This window comes from Streptomyces sp. NBC_01089 (genome assembly GCF_045162975.1).
Taxonomy (GTDB): domain Bacteria; phylum Actinomycetota; class Actinomycetes; order Streptomycetales; family Streptomycetaceae; genus Streptomyces.
Genome location: NZ_CP108660.1, coordinates 502564 through 519994, shown reverse-complemented (window position 1 = coordinate 519994; position 17431 = coordinate 502564). Strand labels below are relative to the sequence as shown.

At 71.5% G+C, this 17431-nt stretch carries 11 protein-coding genes; 4 read left to right on the top strand and 7 right to left on the bottom strand.

Annotation, left to right across the window (positions count from 1 at the left end; genetic code table 11):
• Positions 1–150: 150 nt before the first annotated feature.
• From OG510_RS02300 to OG510_RS02290, 3 genes are all read left to right on the top strand, one after another.
• A complete protein-coding gene (locus OG510_RS02300; protein WP_406134950.1) occupies positions 151–1434 on the top strand; it encodes a hydroxyacid-oxoacid transhydrogenase in 1284 nt (427 codons plus the stop codon).
• A gap of 129 nt (positions 1435–1563) precedes the next feature.
• Positions 1564–2883: an MFS transporter gene (locus OG510_RS02295; protein WP_406134949.1), complete on the top strand. Its 1320-nt coding sequence runs from the start codon at positions 1564–1566 to the stop codon at positions 2881–2883.
• A 112-nt stretch (positions 2884–2995) separates the two neighbouring features.
• Positions 2996–5899, top strand: coding sequence for an FAD-binding and (Fe-S)-binding domain-containing protein (locus OG510_RS02290; RefSeq protein ID WP_406134948.1), 2904 nt, complete (start codon positions 2996–2998; stop codon positions 5897–5899).
• 113 nt (positions 5900–6012) lie between these two features.
• Here OG510_RS02290 and OG510_RS02285 read toward each other — a convergent pair whose 3' ends face one another.
• The 3 genes from OG510_RS02285 to ald all read right to left on the bottom strand — a co-directional run bounded on the left by OG510_RS02285 (position 6013) and on the right by ald (position 10447).
• A complete protein-coding gene (locus OG510_RS02285) occupies positions 6013–7485 on the bottom strand; it encodes an amino acid permease (RefSeq protein ID WP_406142278.1) in 1473 nt (490 codons plus the stop codon).
• A 403-nt stretch (positions 7486–7888) separates the two neighbouring features.
• Positions 7889–9259, bottom strand: a complete 1371-nt coding sequence (locus OG510_RS02280; RefSeq protein WP_406134947.1) for an aspartate aminotransferase family protein — start codon at positions 9257–9259, stop codon at positions 7889–7891.
• A gap of 72 nt (positions 9260–9331) precedes the next feature.
• Complete coding sequence (gene ald, locus OG510_RS02275; RefSeq protein WP_406134945.1) at positions 9332–10447, bottom strand: alanine dehydrogenase; 1116 nt, start codon at positions 10445–10447, stop codon at positions 9332–9334.
• A gap of 390 nt (positions 10448–10837) precedes the next feature.
• Here ald and OG510_RS02270 point away from each other — a divergent pair, with 390 nt between their 5' ends.
• Positions 10838–12301, top strand: coding sequence for a PLP-dependent aminotransferase family protein (locus OG510_RS02270; protein WP_406134944.1), 1464 nt, complete (start codon positions 10838–10840; stop codon positions 12299–12301).
• On the opposite strand, the gene OG510_RS02265 is transcribed toward OG510_RS02270, so the two are convergent.
• From OG510_RS02265 to OG510_RS02250, 4 genes are all read right to left on the bottom strand, one after another.
• Entirely contained in the window at positions 12255–13592 is a 1338-nt protein-coding gene (locus tag OG510_RS02265) for an MFS transporter (protein ID WP_406134943.1), read from the bottom strand. The genes OG510_RS02270 and OG510_RS02265 overlap by 47 nt on opposite strands.
• Before the next feature lie 75 nt (positions 13593–13667).
• A complete protein-coding gene (locus tag OG510_RS02260) occupies positions 13668–15383 on the bottom strand; it encodes a cobalt chelatase (RefSeq protein ID WP_406134942.1) in 1716 nt (571 codons plus the stop codon).
• A 1-nt stretch (position 15384) separates the two neighbouring features.
• Positions 15385–16443: an AAA family ATPase gene (locus OG510_RS02255; protein ID WP_406134940.1), complete on the bottom strand. Its 1059-nt coding sequence runs from the start codon at positions 16441–16443 to the stop codon at positions 15385–15387.
• A gap of 17 nt (positions 16444–16460) precedes the next feature.
• The gene (locus tag OG510_RS02250) at positions 16461–17276 is read right to left on the bottom strand and encodes an IclR family transcriptional regulator (protein WP_343235302.1); all 816 of its coding nucleotides are present in this window, start codon (positions 17274–17276) and stop codon (positions 16461–16463) included.
• Between the last annotated feature and the right edge of the window lie 155 nt (positions 17277–17431).

Here is a 17431-nt window from a genome sequence, read left to right as displayed (position 1 = left end):
TGGGCATTGACCGGCCGGGCGGGGACGTCCTAGCGTGACGGCACTCCACAATGTGGATGTCATTCCAAAACTCTTCCCAGGCCCCGGATCCACCGGCGGACAGCGGCCCGCCGCACCCCGCCGGAACACCCCCACCAGCCAGGAGACTTGATGCCCAGCTTCGAGAACCCCACCGAGTCCGTCTTCACCTGGGCCGCGCCCCCGCTGAAGTTCGGGCTCGGCGCCATCGCCGAGATCGGCGAGGACCTGCAGGCACTCGGCGTGACCAACGCCCTGATCATCACCGACCCCGGTGTCGCCGCGACCGGCGTCCCCGACCGGGTCGCCCACGCGGTGAAGGCCGCCGGTCTCGACGTCCGGATCTTCGACGGTGTCGCCGTCGAGCCGACGGACGTGAGCATCGGCGAAGCCGTCGACTTCGCCAGGTCGGGTTCCTGGGACGGCTACATAGCGGTCGGTGGCGGCTCCGCCATGGACACCGCCAAGGCGGTCAACCTGCTCACCACCCAGCCCGGCACGCTCATGGACTACATCGCCCCGCCGATCGGCGGCGGCAAGGTCCCCGAACTGCCGGTCAAGCCCCTGGTCGCCGTGCCCACCACATCCGGCACCGGATCGGAAGCCACCACCATCTGCGTGGTCGACCTCCTGGACCTGCGCCTCAAAGCGGGCATCAGCCATCCGCGGCTGCGCCCGGCGCTCGCCGTCGTCGACCCGCTGACCAGCATGACCGTACCGGCGGCTGTCACCGCGGCCAGCGGCATGGACGTCCTGACCCACGCCGCCGAGAGCTACACCGCGCTCTCCTTCGACGCGCGACCCGCCTTCCCCAGCGCCAAGGCACGCGCCGCGTTCTGCGGCGCCAACCCGATCAGTGACGTGTGGTGCGAGAAGGCCATGGAAATGGTGGGCACCCACCTCCGCCGGGCGGTGATGAACGGCAACGACCTCTCGGCCCGCTACGGCATGGCGTACGCCTCCGCCGTCACCGGCATGGGCTTCGGTAACGCGGGCACCCACATCCCGCACGCCAACGCCTACCCGATCGCCGGCGCCGTCGAGAACTACCGCGCCCAGGGCTACCCGGAGATGCCGATGGTGCCGCACGGCCAGGCCGTCGCCTCCACCGCCATGGCCGCGTTCCGCTTCACCTATCCCTCCAACCCGCAGCGCCATCTGCGGGCCGCCGAGCTGATCGGCGGACGGCCGGTCGACCCGGACGAGGGCGCCGAAGCCCTGCCGCGCGTACTGCGCGAACTCCTCCGCGACATCGGCATGCCCAACGGCATCACCGCCTTCGGCTACTCGGAGACCCAGCTCGGCCAGCTCGTCTCCGGCACGATGAAGCAGTCCCGTCAACTGAGCGTGGTGCCACGCCCGTTGACCAACGAGGCGGCGGAACAGATCTTCCGCGAGTCGCTCCGCAACTGGTGAACGGCGCGCGGCGGCGACCGCGCACAGGCCGCCGCCCGCACCGGGCGGCGGCCGGGCCGGTCCCGCGCCGCGGCCCCCGGTGCCTCTGGCACACAGCCCCCCTGCGCCCTCGACCCGGAGGCATCCCCCATGCCCGCACCAGCGCAGACGCCGATCAGCAAGGTCGCCCTGGCCGGCGCCATCGGCACAACGATCGAGTGGTACGACTTCTTCCTGTACGGAACGGCCGCCGGAATCGTCTTCGACAAACTCTTCTTCCCCAGGTTCGACAGCCTCGTCGGCACGCTCCTGGCCTTCGCGACCTTCGCCATCGGCTTCGTCGCACGTCCCCTCGGCGGGGTGGTCTTCGGCCACTTCGGCGACCGGGTGGGCCGCAAGACCGCCCTCGTCGTGACCATGTTCATCATGGGCGCGGGCACCTTCCTCATCGGCCTGCTGCCCACCTACGACAGCATCGGCGTCTGGGCCCCCGTCCTGCTGATCCTGCTCCGTATCGTCCAGGGCGTCGGGGTCGGCGGTGAGTGGGGCGGCGCCGTCCTGATGTCCGTCGAACACGCCCCCGAGGGCCGCAAGGGCTACTACGGGAGCTGGCCGCAGATCGGCGTCCCCGCGGGCCTCATGCTCGGCACCGGGGTGTACGCCCTGCTGTCCAGCTCCCTGTCCAGCGCCCAGTTCCTCGACTGGGGCTGGCGCATCGCCTTCCTGCTCAGCGGCGCGCTCGTCATCATCGGTCTCTACATCCGCCTCCAGGTCTACGAGACACCCGCGTTCAAGGCCGTACAGGAGAAGCAGGACCAGGCCCGGATCCCTATCGTCGAGCTGCTGCGCACCTCCAAGCTGAACCTGCTGCTCGGCATGGGAACGCGGATGGCCGAAGGGATCGCCTTCAATACCTGGGGCGTCTTCGCCATCGCGTACACCACCACCGAACTGAACGTGTCGAGGACCCACGCACTCATCGGCGTGATGGTCGGCGCCGCGGTCTGCATCCCCATGATCCCGGTGTGGGGCGCGATCTCCGACCGGTACGGCAGACTCCGCATCTTCGGGCTCGGGACCGTGCTCTTCGGCCTGTCGGCCTTCCCGGCGTTCGCCCTCTTCAACACCGGCTCCTCCCTGGTCATCGCGGGCACCCTGGTCGTCACACTCGGCCTGTTCTACGGGGCGATGTACGGCCCGCAGGCGGCGCTGTACGCCGAGCTGTTCCCCGCGAACGTCCGCTACAGCGGCGTCTCCTGCGTCTACCAGGTCTCCGGGGTCTTCGCGAGCGGGCTCACCCCGCTGATCCTCACCAGCCTGCTCGCATCCGGCGGCGGCCGCCCCTGGCTGATGTCCGTCTACATCGTGGCCATGTCGGTGCTCAGCCTGGTGTCCGTCATCCTCATCGCCGTACTGCGCCGCAGGATCGGCGCGCAGACACCGCAGCCGGTACCGGTGCTGCAGAGCTGAACCGCGAGGCACGGGGGACCGTAGCTCCTCCGGCCGTACCCCGTACCCCTGCCCGCCGCGCCCCGCCCCGAGATCAGGGCGGGGCGCCCCTGACCCACCGTGAGGTAGCGCTGTGCACACGCCCCATCCCCGATCCGCGCCGGAGATCACCGACGCGCTCCGCCGCGCCGGTGTGGCGGAGGCCGACGACTCCCCGCTGGCCCGGTCGCTCTACGCGTCGGACGCCTCCTTGTACCGGGTGCCGCCCCGCGCGGTCGTCTTCCCCCACGACGCCGACGAGATCGCCGCCGTCCTCGCGGTGTGCCGGGAACAGCGGGTCCCGCTCACCATGCGCGGCGCGGGCACCTCCATCGCGGGGAACGCCGTGGGCCCCGGCGTCGTCATCGACACCTCCCGGCATCTGAACCGGGTACTGGAGATCGACCCGGACGCCGGAACCGCCCTGGTGGAACCAGGAGTGATCCAGTCCGGCCTGCAGCGCGCCGCCGCGCCGCACGGCCTGCGCTTCGGCCCCGACCCTTCCACCCACAACCGCGCGACCCTCGGCGGCATGATCGGCAACAACGCCTGCGGCTCCCGCGCCCTCGGATACGGACGCACCAGCGACAACGTCCTCGGCCTCGACGTGCTGGCGGGAACGGGGGAGCGGCTGCGCCTCGGCGCGGTACCGCACAGCACGGCCGCCTCGCCGCTGCTCGACGGCCTCAGGGACATCACCGGAAGCGAACTCGAAGTCATCAGGACCGAGTTGGGCCGCTTCCCCCGGCAGGTCTCCGGCTACAGCCTCGAACACCTGCTGCCGGAGCGCGGCTTCGACGTGCCCCGTGCGCTCGTCGGCAGCGAGGGCACCCTGGCGCTGACGCTCGCGGCCCGGGTCCGGCTCGTACGCGACGAGCCCGAGCGCATCCTGATCGCTCTCGGCTACCCGACCATGGCGGACGCGGCGGACGCGGTCCCGGCGATCCTGCCGTACGCACCGGTGGCCTGCGAGGGGCTCGACGCGCGGATCGTCCGCGTGGTCGTCGACCGCAAAGGGGCCGCCGCACTCCCCGAACTGCCCAGAGGTGAAGGGTGGCTGCTGGTCGAGCTGGCCGGGGACAGCTCCGCCTCGCTCCTCGCCGACGCGGACCGGCTGATCGCGGACGCCGGGGCGCTCGACTCCCGTACCGTCGTCGACACCGCGCACGCCGCCGCGCTCTGGCGCGTACGCGAGGACGGCGCCGGGCTCGCCTCCCGTACCCCGGCGGGCGAACCCGCCCACTCCGGATGGGAGGACGCGGCGGTCCCGCCCGCACAACTCGGCGCGTATCTCAGGGAGTTCGAAAGCCTCATGGCCGAACACCGGCTGACCGGACTGCCCTACGGGCACTTCGGCGACGGCTGCGTCCATGTCCGGATCGACTTCCCGCTCGGCTCCGCCGACGGGACGCGTGCCCTGCGGGACTTCCTCTTCCAGGCCGGTGAACTCGTCGCCAGGCACGGCGGATCCATGTCGGGCGAGCACGGCGACGGGCGCGCCCGCGGAGAGCTGCTGCCGCTGATGTACTCCCCGAAGGCCATCGGCCTGTTCGAACGCGTCAAGAGTGTCTTCGACCCCGACGACCTGCTCAACCCGGGCGTCATCGTACGGCCCGACCCGGTGGACCACGCCGTCCGCGTCGCGGAGGCACCGCCGCTGCGCCGCAAGGAACTCCCCACCCTGGGGCTGGCCTACCGGCACGACCGCGGCGATCTGTCGATGGCGGTCCACCGGTGCACCGGCGTCGGCAAGTGCCGCGCCGACACGACCGCGAGCGGCGGGGTGATGTGCCCCAGCTATCTCGCCACCCGCGAGGAGAAGGACTCCACCCGCGGCCGGGCCCGAGTGCTGCAGGACGTCGTCTCCGGCCGGCTCGGCCCGGACGGCTGGCGCTCCCCGGCGCTGCACGACGCGCTCGACCTCTGTCTGTCCTGCAAGGGCTGCTCGTCGGACTGCCCGACCGGCGTGGACATGGCCGCGTACAAGGCGGAGGCGCTGCACCAGAAATACCGGCGCAGGCCGCGCCCGCGCAGCCACTACGCGCTCGGCTGGCTGCCCCGCTGGGCCCGCCTGGTGCGCGCGCTGCCCGGCCTCACCCGGCTGGCGAACCTGCTGATGCGCTCGCGGGCCCTGCACCCGCTCCTCGTCCGCGCAGCCGGGGTCGACGCGCGCCGCCAACTGCCCGTGTTCGCGCCCGAGACCTTCCGCCACTGGTTCGCCCGCCGCTCCGCGCGGTCCACCGGCGGTACCCCTGCCCCGCGCCACGGTGATGTGGTCCTCTTCGTCGACACGTTCACCGATGCCTTCTCGCCCGGGACCGGCGCCGCGGCCGTCGCCGTCCTGGAGGACGCCGGATACCGCGTGACCGTCACCGAACGCCCCGTCTGCTGCGGGCTGACCTGGATCTCCACCGGTCAACTCGACGGTGCACGGCGGCAGATACGGGCCACCGTGCGGGCGCTCGCGCCACACGTCAGGGCCGGCGCACTGGTCGTCGGCATCGAGCCCTCCTGTACGGCTGTGCTCCGCTCGGACGCGGCGGAACTCCTCGGCGGCGGTACGGGAGACGAGGACGACGCGGACGGCAGGGCCGCCGCCGAGGTCGCCGCTGCCACCCGTACGCTGGCCGAACTGCTCGGCCGGACCCCGGACTGGACCCCGCCCGACCTGACCGGCACCACCGTCGTCGCCCAGCCGCACTGCCACCACCACGCCGTCATGGGCTGGGAGGCGGACGCCGAACTGCTGCGTCAGGCCGGCGCCACGGTCCAACGGCTGGGCGGCTGCTGCGGGCTCGCGGGCAACTTCGGTGTCGAGGAGGGCCACCACGACGTGTCCGTCGCGGTGGCCGGGCAGCAGCTGCTGCCCGCGGTCCGGAAGGCGGCCCCGGAGGACACGGTCCTCGCCGACGGTTTCAGCTGCCGTACCCAGCTCGACAGCCTCACCGACCGCTCAGGCGACCACCTGGCCCAGCTCCTGGAGCGACACCTTCCGTAGGTTCCGTAAGGGCGGGACGCACCGCGCCGCCGCTGCCGTATCCGGGCAGCGGCGGCGCGCGGGTGTCAGGGCTTCCGGCGGTCAGCGGCGATCGCCGCTTGACCCCTTCGTGGTCACTTACGGGAATCCAGCACGGGGGCGGGCTCGGGGCCTGGTTCGGGGCCGGACTCAGGACCGGACCGAGGACCGGACTCAGGGCCGGACTCAGTGCCGGACTCAGGGCCGGACTCAGTGCCGGACTCAGGGCCGCCCGGGGCGGGGGCGCCGGCCGTCCGCGTCCGTACGCGGTCCCGGTAGGCGCGAATCCCGTACGCGCCCAGGACCACCGCGACGGTCAGCAGACTGGCGGCGAAGTCGGAGCGGGTGGACGGCAGGACCGCCATCGCGATGATGACCGCGGCCATCGCGGCGATCGTCAGCCAGCTCAGATACGGGAAGCACCACATCTTCAGCGTGAGCGACCCCGGGTCCTCGCGCTCCAGCCGCCGCCGCAGCCGCACCTGGGAGAGGGCGACCAGGAGATAGACGAAGAGGGCGACCGCGCCGTAGGAGTGGACGATGAAGGAGAACACGGCGTCCGGTGAGACATACGCGATGATCACCGACACATAGCCGAGCACCGTCGCGAGCAGGATCGCGCGCCGGGGCACGCCCCGCTTGCTGAGCTTGGTCAGACCGTGCGGGGCGTCGTTGTTCCTGGTCAGCGCGAACACGATCCGGGAGGCGCTGTAGAGACCGGCGTTGAGGGAGGAGAGCACCGCCACCAGGATCAGTACCCGCATGAGGGTGCCGGCGCCGGAGATCCCGATGTGCTGGAGCGCCGAGACGTACGGGCCCTGCGCCACCGAAGGGTCGTTCCACGGGACGATCGCGATGACCAGGAAGATCGAGCCCACGTAGAACAGCAGGACACGCAGCACGACCGAGCGGGTCGCCTTGGCCACGCTGCGCTGCGGGTTCTTGGACTCGGCCGCGGCCAGCGCGGCGATCTCGGCGCCGGTGAAGAAGCCGACCGCCGGAATGACGGCGGTGAGTACCGCGCCGATGCCGTGCGGGGCGAACCCGTGGTGCTGGGTCAGATTGCTGACGTCGGCGTGGGCGCCGGGCCACAGCCCGAGCACGAAGATCAGGCCGACGACGAGGAATACGGTGATGGCGGCGACCTTGATCGAGGAGAACCAGTACTCGAACTCGCCGAACGAGCGCACCGAGAACATATTGACCCCGGTGAGCAGCACCATCAGACAGAGGCTGACCACCCACAGCGGGACACCGGGCAGCCAGGCATGGATCTGGCTGGCCCCTGCCACCGCTTCGAGAGCGACCACGTTGACCCAGAAGTACCAGTAGAGCCAGCCGATGGTGAAGCCGCCCCAGTTGCCGAGTGCGAGCCTTGCGTACGCGTAGAAGGAGCCGACCGCCGGGCGGGCCACGGCCATTTCGCCCAGCATCCGCATGACGAGGATGACAAGTCCGCCGGCGAGCAGAAACGAGATGATCGCGGCCGGCCCGGTCTCGTCGATCACCACTCCGCTGCCGACGAAGAGTCCTGCTCCGATCACCCCGCCCAGGGCGATCAGGGTCATATGCCGCTGTTTGAGTTCGCTCCGGAGCCCGGCCCCTCCGGACTCTTCGCGTCCGATCTCGCCGGACCCGTTGTTCTCTGCCACGGGGACCCCTTATTTCGGAAAGTGCGTGGAGCTGCCGTCGGGAAATCAGCAGTGCCCGGCATGCTGGCCGAAAAGTGAAGGTGAGAGGAAGATCCAGAACGGGCCCCCGGCCGGGTACCAGAGCCCTGAATTCCGATTCCGTGCCCGTTCCACGGGAATTCCGTCCCCTATCCACACGCTATCCGCACGGCTATGGGAGGGGGAATTCCGGCCACGGAATGGGGAAAGCCTATACGGAGGCACACCGATGCAGCCGGCGCGGGGAGGGAAGCGCTGGAAAGCGCTGTCCCTCCCCGCACCGGCGTACGGCCGCCCCCGGTCAGCCGATGACGCTCTTCTCGACGTCGTCGACCATCGTGTCGACCGCGCTGAGCAGCTCGTCCAGCACCGTCCGGTCGGCCACCAGCGGTGGCGAGATCATCAGCATCGTCGCGCCGCGGTCGTCCGGGCGCAGGATGACCCCGGTCTTCCTGAACGCCTGCGGGAGCACCTCGCGCAGCACCTTCTGCGACTGCTCCGGGCTGAGTTCGCGCCCGGAGTCACGGTCGGCGGTGAACTCGACCGCGTAGAAGAAGCCCATGCCCCGCACGTCCTTGACGACACGGTGGCGCCGCTTGATCTCGTCGAGGCCCGCGCGGAGTTCGGGGCCGAGGCTGCCGACGTTCTCCAGGACCTTCTCGTCCCGCATCGCGGTGATGTTGGCGACCGCCACGGCGGTGGAGACGGGGTGGCCGCCCCAGGTGGCGCCGTGGGTGAACGTACCGCCGGAGGGGGAGTCGTAGAGCCCGCGGACCAGCGGCTCGCGGGCGATCATGCCGCCGAGCGGGGCGTAGCCGGAGGTGGAGCCCTTGGCGAAGGTGATCATGTCGGGGACCACGCCGAAGTAGTCACTGCCGAACCAGTGGCCCAGCCGTCCGAAGGAGCAGATGACCTCGTCGGCGACGAGCAGCACGCCGTAGCGGTCACAGATCCGCCGCAGTTCGCGCCAGTACCCGTCCGGCGGGACCAGTGCGCCGCGCCCGTTCTGCACGGGCTCGGCGAAGACGGCCGCGACGGTCTCGGGGCCCTCCTCCAGGATGGCCGCCTCGATCGCCCGCACACACTCCAGCTCGTCGGCAGGACCGCAGTCGCCGGTGTGGCCAAGGGTGTTGGGCACATGCCGGATGCCGGGCAGCAGCGGCAGGAACGGGTCCCGGATCTTCGGGAGGCCCGTGACGGACAGGGCGCCCAGGGTGACGCCGTGGTACGACATGTTGCGGCTGATGATCTTCGTACGCTCGGTGTGACCCTGGCTGCGGTGGTACTGCCGGGCGAACTTGATGGCCGTCTCGACAGCCTCAGAACCGGAGTTCACGAACCAGGTGACGTCCAGATCGCCCGGGGCCAGCTCCGCTATCAGGCTCGCCGCCTCCACGGCCGGCGGGTGCGCGGCGCCCCAGTTGGTGGAGTAGGCCAGCGTCTCCATCTGCTGGGTGGCGGCCGCGACGATGTCCCCGCGGCTGTGCCCCATGTTCACGCAGAACAGGCCCGCGAGACCGTCGAGGAAACGCCGGCCCTGCTCGTCGTACAGATAGCATCCCTCGCCGCGGACGAAGACAGGCAGTTCGTCGCTCCGCCAGACGTCCTGGCGGGTGAAGTGCTGGCCGAGATGGCGCTGCGCCCTGGCACGGAACGCGGACTCGTTGGTCACGATGGATCTCCCCTCCTGGCCCGGCGGCCGCCGGGCGGGTGGTGTGCGGTGGTGGGCCGGGTGGCCGGTGTACTAGACGAGGGCCTGGGCGGCGTCGACGTACTTCAGGCCGTGCGCCTCGGCCACCGGGCGGTAAGTGACCTGGCCGCCCACGATGTTGATGCCGCGTCCGATGGCCGCGTCCGACTCGGCGGCGGCGGCGATCCCGTTCGCGGCGATGTTCAGGATGTACGGAAGCGTGACATTGGTCAGCGCGTAGGTCGAGGTGTTCGGCACCGCGCCCGGCATGTTGGCGACGCAGTAGAAGACCGAGTCGTGCACCCGGTACACCGGGTCCGCGTGGGTGGTCGCCCGGGAGTCCTCGAAGCAGCCGCCCTGGTCGATGGCGATGTCGACGAGGACCGAACCGGGCTTCATGCGCGAGACCAGCTCGTTGGAGATCAGCCGGGGCGCCCTGGCGCCGGGGACCAGCACCGCGCCGATGACGAGATCGGCGTCCAGCACCGCCGCCTCGACCTCGTACGCGTTGGAGGCGACGGTGGTGATCCGGCCCCCGTACATCCGGTCGGCGGCGCGGAGTTTGTCGATGTTCTTGTCGAGCAGCACCACATCGGCCCACATACCGGTGGCCACCGCCACCGCGTTCATCCCCGACACCCCGGCGCCGATGACGACGACCTTGGCGGGCCGGGTCCCCGATACGCCTCCCATGAGCACACCGCGGCCGCCCGCGGCCCGGGTGAGGTGGTGGGCGCCGGCCTGCGGTGCCAGCCGGCCCGCCACCTCGGACATCGGGAAGAGCAGCGGCAGCGAGCCGTCGACGGCCTGCACCGTCTCGTACGCGACCCCGGTGATCCCGGACTCCAGCATCGCGTCGGTGCACTCCCTGGAGGCCGCCAGATGCAGATAGGTGAAGAGCGTCTGGCCGTCGCGCATGCGGTGGTACTCCTCAGCCACCGGCTCCTTCACCTTCAGTACCAGCCCCGACCCCGCCCAGACCTCGTCGGCGGTCGGCACGATGGTGGCGCCGGCCCGGACATAGTCGTCGTCCGCGATCGACGAGCCGGCGCCCGCGTCCTTCTCGATCTGGACGGTGTGGCCCGCCCGGACCAGCTCATGGACGCCGGGGGGAGTGATGGCCACCCGGTACTCGTGGTTCTTGACCTCGCGCGGAATCCCGATCTTCACGATGATCTCCCCTCGGTGGTGCGGGGCGCTTCCGGCCCGTGCCGGAGCGACGGAGCCGTGCCGGGACAGGCCCGGAAACGGCTGACCCGCAGTACGGACGGGTGCCCCGGCGGGGCACACCGTGCTGAGTGCACCACCAGAGTGACGACCGGCTGGTCCGGACAGAAGCGCCAGATCCGCGCCATCCGACGGGTCCAGTCCCGAAACGCGATCCGGGCAGCCGACCCGGTCCGACCTCTGGAGTAAAGGCTGTTGTACGGCTACGCTCCCCGTCAGCTGGTACCCCCGAGCAGAGCGGAAGCAGCCCGCCGGATGGGGACAGCGGAGTACCGCGCCCGGGGCCCGGCCCCAGGGGCCGCGCGCGGCCCACGTGATCCGCAGGAGGCGCGTATGCCACGTACATTGATCGAGATCGACCGGACGTCGGGGGAGCCGCTCTACCGGCAGATCCGCAAAGCGCTCGAACACGGCATCGCCGTCGGCACCATCGATGCCGAGCGGCGACTGCCGTCGTCACGGGAGCTGGCCCGCGAGCTGAGCCTCTCCCGCAACACGGTCAACGCCGCCTACCAGGAGCTGGTCGCCGAAGGGTTCGTGGAGAGCCGCGAGCGGCAGGGGATCTTCGTCAACCGGGAGATGCGCCCCTACTGCGCCGTGGAGGAGCGCCCGCCCGCCGAGCGGTTCGACTGGGGGGCGCGGCTGCGCGGCCACCCCGAGGACCGGCTCCCGCACATCGAGAAACTGCCCGACTGGGCCGACTACCCGTACCCCTTCCTCGCCGGACAGGTGGACCTGCGGGCCTTCCCCGCCCGGGACTGGTCCAGGGCGCTCAACGAGGCGCTGTACCAGCCGCACGCCCAGTACAGCCTCCAGGACAGCATCGCAGCCGACGACCCGCTGCTCGTCGAGATGCTCTGCCGCCAACTGCTGCCCGCGCGCGGGGTGGAGGCCGCGCCGGACGAGATCCTGGTGACCGTGGGCTCCCAGCAGGGCCTCGACCTGCTGAGCCGGGCCCTGCTGGGAACCGGCTCGACCGTGGCCGTGGAGGACCCCGGCTATCTGGACGCCCGGCACATCTTCGTACGCGCGGGTGCCCGGCTGCTCCCGCTGCCCGTCACCGCCGCCGGGGTGGTCCCGCCGGCCGGTCTGGCCGGGGTCGACCTGCTGCACGTCACGCCGTCCCACCACCACCCGACCAATGTCACGCTGAGCATCGGCCGGCGCAGGGAACTGCTCTCGCTGGTACGGGAGAGCGGCACGGTCATCGTCGAGGACGACTACGACAGCGAATTCCGCTACCAGGGCAGTCCGACGCCCGCGCTGAAGGGGCTGGACACCACCGGCCAGGTCGTCTACCTGGGCACCTTCTCGAAGTTCCTGGCACCAGGGCTGCGCATGGGGTACGTGGTGGCGTCCCGCGAACTCATCAGGGAGCTGCGCGACTTGCGCCGCTACTCCGTACGGCACCCGTCGGGCCACATCCAGCGCGCCCTCGCGCTGCTCATCCAGTCCGGCGAGTACCACCGTGCCGTACGCCGCTACCGCGGCCAGCTGATGCGCAAGTGGGAAGCCGCCACCGCCGCCGTCAACACCCATCTGCCCTGGCACACCACGCCGTCGCCGGGCGGAGTGAGCCTGTGGATGACCGGGCCCCGTGAACTCGACTGCCGCAGACTGGTGGAGCTGGCGCAGCGCCGCGGCGTGCTCATCGAGCGCGGCGACATCTACTTCCTGTCGGGGCAGCCTCCGCTGAACCACTTCCGGATTGGCTTCGCCGCCCCGCAGGTACGCGCGATCGACCCGGGCATCAGCATTCTGGGCGGGCTGGTGGAGAAGATGCTGGCGGCGGCGTGAGGAGCGGCGCCCCCGCGGGGACGGCCGGCGCCGCGGGCCGGTAGCGGCCGGATGTCGCGGTGGCCGCCGCCACCAGGGCCGCGGTTGCCGTCGCCGCGCAGCTGACGACGAACGGCGCGCCGGGACCGTACGCGTCCGCCAGGCGGCCCGCGAAGATCACGCCCACCGACTGTGCCACCAGGACACTGCTCACCAGCATGGCCATCGCCTCACCGATCCGTTCGCGGGCGACGATCCGCTCGGTCAGACCGAACACGGTGATCAGGTGCGGGGCGACAGCCGCGCCGACCAGTGGCACCGCGAGCGCGAGGGACACCATGGAGTCGGCCACCAGCAGCGGCAGCGAGGCCACCAGCAGGGCGCAGGTCGCCAGCCGCAGGCGCAGCGGCAGCCCGATCCTGGCGGGCAGAGCGGCGGTCGCGATCCCCACGAGGGCACTGGCCCCGCCCAGCAGGGCGTAGATGAGCCCCGCCGCGCCGGGGCTGCCGAGGTGGGCGGTCGTCGCCGACACCCCGGCCTGCACCGAGCCGAACAGCAGCCCCTGCATGGACATACTGCACAGCAGCAGGGCCAGCGTCGGCGTCATCAGCGAGCCGGAGCCCCGGCCGCCCGCGGGCGGGCCACTGCCCGCCGGCGCGGACGGATGGACGGCGAACAGGGCGCCGCAGACACCGACGAGCACCGCGGCCAGCACCATGGCGGGCGCCGGTGCCACGAGAGTGGCCAGGACGCCGGTCACCGCGGGACCGAGGGTGAAGGACACCTCGTCCGTGGTGCCGTCGAAGGACAGCGCCGACCCGATGAGCCGTTCCTCGTCCGGGCGGCCCTTGACCATCGACAGCCAGCGGCCACGCGCCAGCGGGCCGACCTGCGGCACGGTCAGCCCCACCACCGCGGCGAAGACGATCTGGAGCGCCACCGGCCGGTCCGTCACGGCCGCCGCCACCAGGGCCAGGATGGCCGTCGCGTTGACCAGTGAGGCGGTCAGGACGACGGTGCGCTGGCCCCGCCGGTCGGCGAGCCGTCCGACGAACGGCCCGCCGGTCGCCTCACCCAGGGCCAGCGCCCCGCTCACCAGGGCGGCGTCCCCGACGCTGCCGGTCTCGGCGCCGACCAGCAGCAGGGTGCCGATCGGGCACATCGCCGCCGGCATCCTGCCGAGGAACGCCACGGCGGGCAGCCAGGGGCCGAGCACCGACAGCAGCTCACGGAACCGCGCAGTCGTCCCGTTCGTCGGCGGCACTCCGGTGTTCCCCTTCCCGATGGCTGTGCCGTGGACGTTACGGATCACGGGCACGCCCCGGCTACCGGCGGTGGTGACAACGGGAACACCCCGACGAGGGCCGCCTCCTGGAGAAACCTCCAATCAGCCGATCAGACCGAGGATCTCCCGGAACACCCCGTTGTCCGGGCCCCGTGAGAGGTCCAGGACGCGGGAACGGCGGTAGTACGGGCTCAGATCGAGGCCCAGCCCCACCCCGTACATCTCGACCGCCCCGGACTGTTCGTACCGCGCCACCACATCCCTGAGATGCCGGTCGAGGAAGCCGGGACCGTTGGCGCGCTGGGTCGCGGTGTCCATCGGGCCACCGTCCGACAGCACGAACAGCAGCCGTCGGCTCCCCGGTTCGCGCTCCGCCGCCGTGCCCTGGGCGCGGCGGGCCGCCCAGGCCACCGCCTCGCCGTCCACGCCCTCGCGGAAGAGGTCCGGTTTCAGCAGGGCCGCGATGTCCCGGCGGGCGGCCCGCCACGGTGTCGCGGCGTCCTTGAACACCAGGTGGCACTGTTCGTTGAGGCGCCCTGGGCGCGGTGGCCGGCCGGCGCGCAGCCAGTCGCGGCGGGCCCGTCCGCCGTTCCAGGCTCCGGTGGTGAAACCCAGGACCTCGCACTCGGCACCGGCCCGGTCCAGGGCCCTGGCGAACACGTCGACCAGCAGGGCGAGCGCTTCGCCGTACTCCTTCATGGAGCCCGAGCAGTCGATCAGGAACGTCACCCGGGCGTCGGTCGCGGGTTCGGTCCGCTCGGCTCTGAACACCCGGCGCTCGGTGGGGGAGCCGATCAGCCGGGCCAGCGCCCGGCCGTCGATGTACCCCTCCTCCTGCGCCCCGTCCCAGCCCCGGGTCACGGGCGAGGCCAGCCGCGCCGTCAACTCCCTGGTGATGCCTGCCATGTTGATGCCCTGCGCGGCGATACGGCGGTCGAGCCGCTCGCGGTAGTCGGTCAGCGCCGCCGGGCGTACCAGGGAGCCCGCCCGCCGCTGCCGGTCGTAGGCCGTGGTGAAGACGCGGTAGCCGCCGCCCTCACCGGTGTCCGGGCCCGCGGGCGCGGCGGCGCCGGCCGGGCCGTCGTCGAACTCCGTCACCAGGGTGAATCCGTTGCGCGCGGGCGGGGTCCGCTCCTCGTCGTCGCGCTCCGGGCGGCCCCGGCGGGCGGCGGCCCGGGCGGACGCGGTCATCTCCGCCACGGCGTGCGCGATCGCCAGGGCGTGCACCGCGAACCTGGCCTGGTCGCCGCGGTCCCTGCGCAGCCCCGCCAGTGGGTGGCCGATCACCGGGGCCAGGGCGCCGCGGGTGGTCTCGATGGCGTCCTCGGTCTCCTCGACGACCGGGCGTCCGGTGATCCTGGCCCGGCACACCTGCGCGACCGTGTGGAGGAGCAGACCGCTCGCCGTCTCGGTCAGCCCCGAGTGGTGGAAGGCCAGCGACCACTGCTCGTGCCGGTGCTGGAGGTTGCGCTCCACCCCCGGCAGGTGCGCGGGCGCCAGCGACTCGGCCCTGAACTGCTCCAGCATCTCGAAGACCAGCCGCGCCGTCCGGTCGTCCGGGCGCAGCCGCCGGTGCAGCTCCTGGTCGGAGTGGGCGAGCCGCAGCGCCAGGCCGTCCGCCGCACCGCGGAAGGAGCCGAAGTCGTCCTGCGCCGAGGGGTAGAGGTGCGGTGCGAACACCGGGAGCGCCTGTTGCCCGCGGTGCGGCCGCCCGCCCTTGAAGTGCAGGTCCCGCACACCGCTGAGGGCGCGGACCGCCGCCCCGCACAGCTCCTGGACACGTTGCCGGTGGCGGACCGCGGCCTGGGTGCCGCCCATGTCAGGCGCCCCGGACCGGCTCGCCTGCGAGCGGTCCGTGCCCCGGCACCCGTCCCGGCTCCTCCGCCTCCCGGCCGAAGCAGCGCTGGAAGTACTCGGCCACGACAGGGCGTTCGTCCTCGTCGCAGCGGTTGAGGAACGACAGCCGGAACGCGGCGGCGCTGTCGCCGAAGATCTCGGTGTTCTCCGCCCAGGTGATGACCGTACGCGGCGACATCAGCGTCGACAGGTCGCCCGCGCGGAACCCGGCCCGCGTCAGCGAGGCGACCGCCACCATCGCGGTCACCAGCTCGCGCCCCGCCTCGTCGGCGAACGCCGGGACCCGCGCCCGTACGATGGCCGCTTCCTCCTCGGCGGGCAGGTAGTTGAGGGCGGCCACGATGTTCCAGCGGTCGATCTGGGCGTGGTTGAGGCGCTGTGCCCCGTGGTAGAGCCCGTTGAGATTGCCCAGGCCCACGGTGTTCGCCGTGGCGAACAGCCGGAACTGCGGGTGCGGGCGCAGCACCGTGTTCTGGTCGAGCAGGGTGAAACGGCCCTCGCGTTCCAGCAGGCGCTGGATGATGAACATGACGTCCGGGCGCCCCGCGTCGTACTCGTCCAGGATCAGGGCGACCGGCCGGCGCAGCGCCCAGGGGATGATCCCCTCCTGGAACGCGGTCACCTGGCGGCCTTCGCGCAGCACCACCGCGTCCTTGCCGACGAGGTCGAGGCGGCTGAGGTGGCCGTCCAGATTGACGCGTACGCAGGGCCAGTTGAGCCGGGCGGCCGCCTGCTCGATATGGGTGGACTTGCCGGTGCCGTGCAGCCCCTGGACCAGGACCCGCCGGTTGTGGGTGAATCCGGCCAGCAGCGCCAGGGTCACATCGGGGTTGAAGCGGTAGGCGGGATCGGTCTCGGGCACGTGCTCGGACGGTTCGGCGAACGCGGGGACCGTGAGCGGCGATTCGATGCCGAAGACGTCCTTCACGGCCAGCGTGATGTCGGGTCCGGGCGCCGGGGGAGCGGGCTCGGCCTCTGCCGCGCCGTCGGTGGGGCCCGCGGTCGCGGTACAGGTCGTCATGGGGGAAATTCCCTTCGTCAGGGGGAGTCGGTGGAGCCTTCCGGCGTTCCCTCCGCCTCGATGCGGCTGATCGCCGCCGCGGCGCGCTGGAGCGCGGGCAGGACCTGCAGGGCCTTGTCCGCGGTGAGCCGTACGGCGGGTGCCTGGACGGCGACGCACATGTTGGAACGGGCGCCCTCGCTCGGTACGAGAACCGCCACGCAGACCAGGCCGGGCAGGAACTCCTCGTCGTCCAGGGAGAATCCGTCGCGGCGCACGCGCCGGAACTCCTCCTCCAGAGCGTCGAGATCGGTCACGGTGTTGGGGGTGCACCGCTTGAGCGGTGCGTGGGCGAGCAGCTTGCGCCGCTGCGCCGGGAGCATCTGGGAGAGGATCATCTTGCCGCTGGCCGAGCAGTGGGCGGGCACCCGGGAACCGGCGGTCAGATAGAAGCGCAGCGGCTCGGGGGTCTCGACCCGGTCGAGATAGACCACCTCGTTGCCCGAGAGCGTGGTGATGTTGCAGCTCTCGCCCAGTTCGTCCACCAGGCTGCGCAGCACCGCGTGGCGTGCGCCGTGGTGGGTGGCGTTGAGCAGCAGGTTCTCGGCGAGCTTGCGCAGCCGCGAGCCCGTGCCGTAGTGCCTGCCGTCGCTCTGGCGGATGAGCAGGCCGGCGCTCTCCAGCTGCTGCAGCATGCGGTGCAGCGTCGGTTTGGGCATACCGGTCTCCTCGACCAGACCCTGGAGCGAGACCAACTGGTCCTTGGAAGCGATCAGTTCGAGCAGCGCGAAGAGCCGCATGGTCGGCGTATCGCCGTTGAGCGCGGCGGGGTCGGATGCGCGTGACAGGTCCACGGTAGCTCCAGGTCGGTCCAAATTCCGGAAACTAGCGTATCAGGTATCGATTTTCGGAACCTACCGTTGACGGAGTGCAATCGGGTCCCTATGGTCCACTCAGATCCTGATTTCAGGAACGCCACGTACCGATTCTTTATGAGATCCGGTGTGCT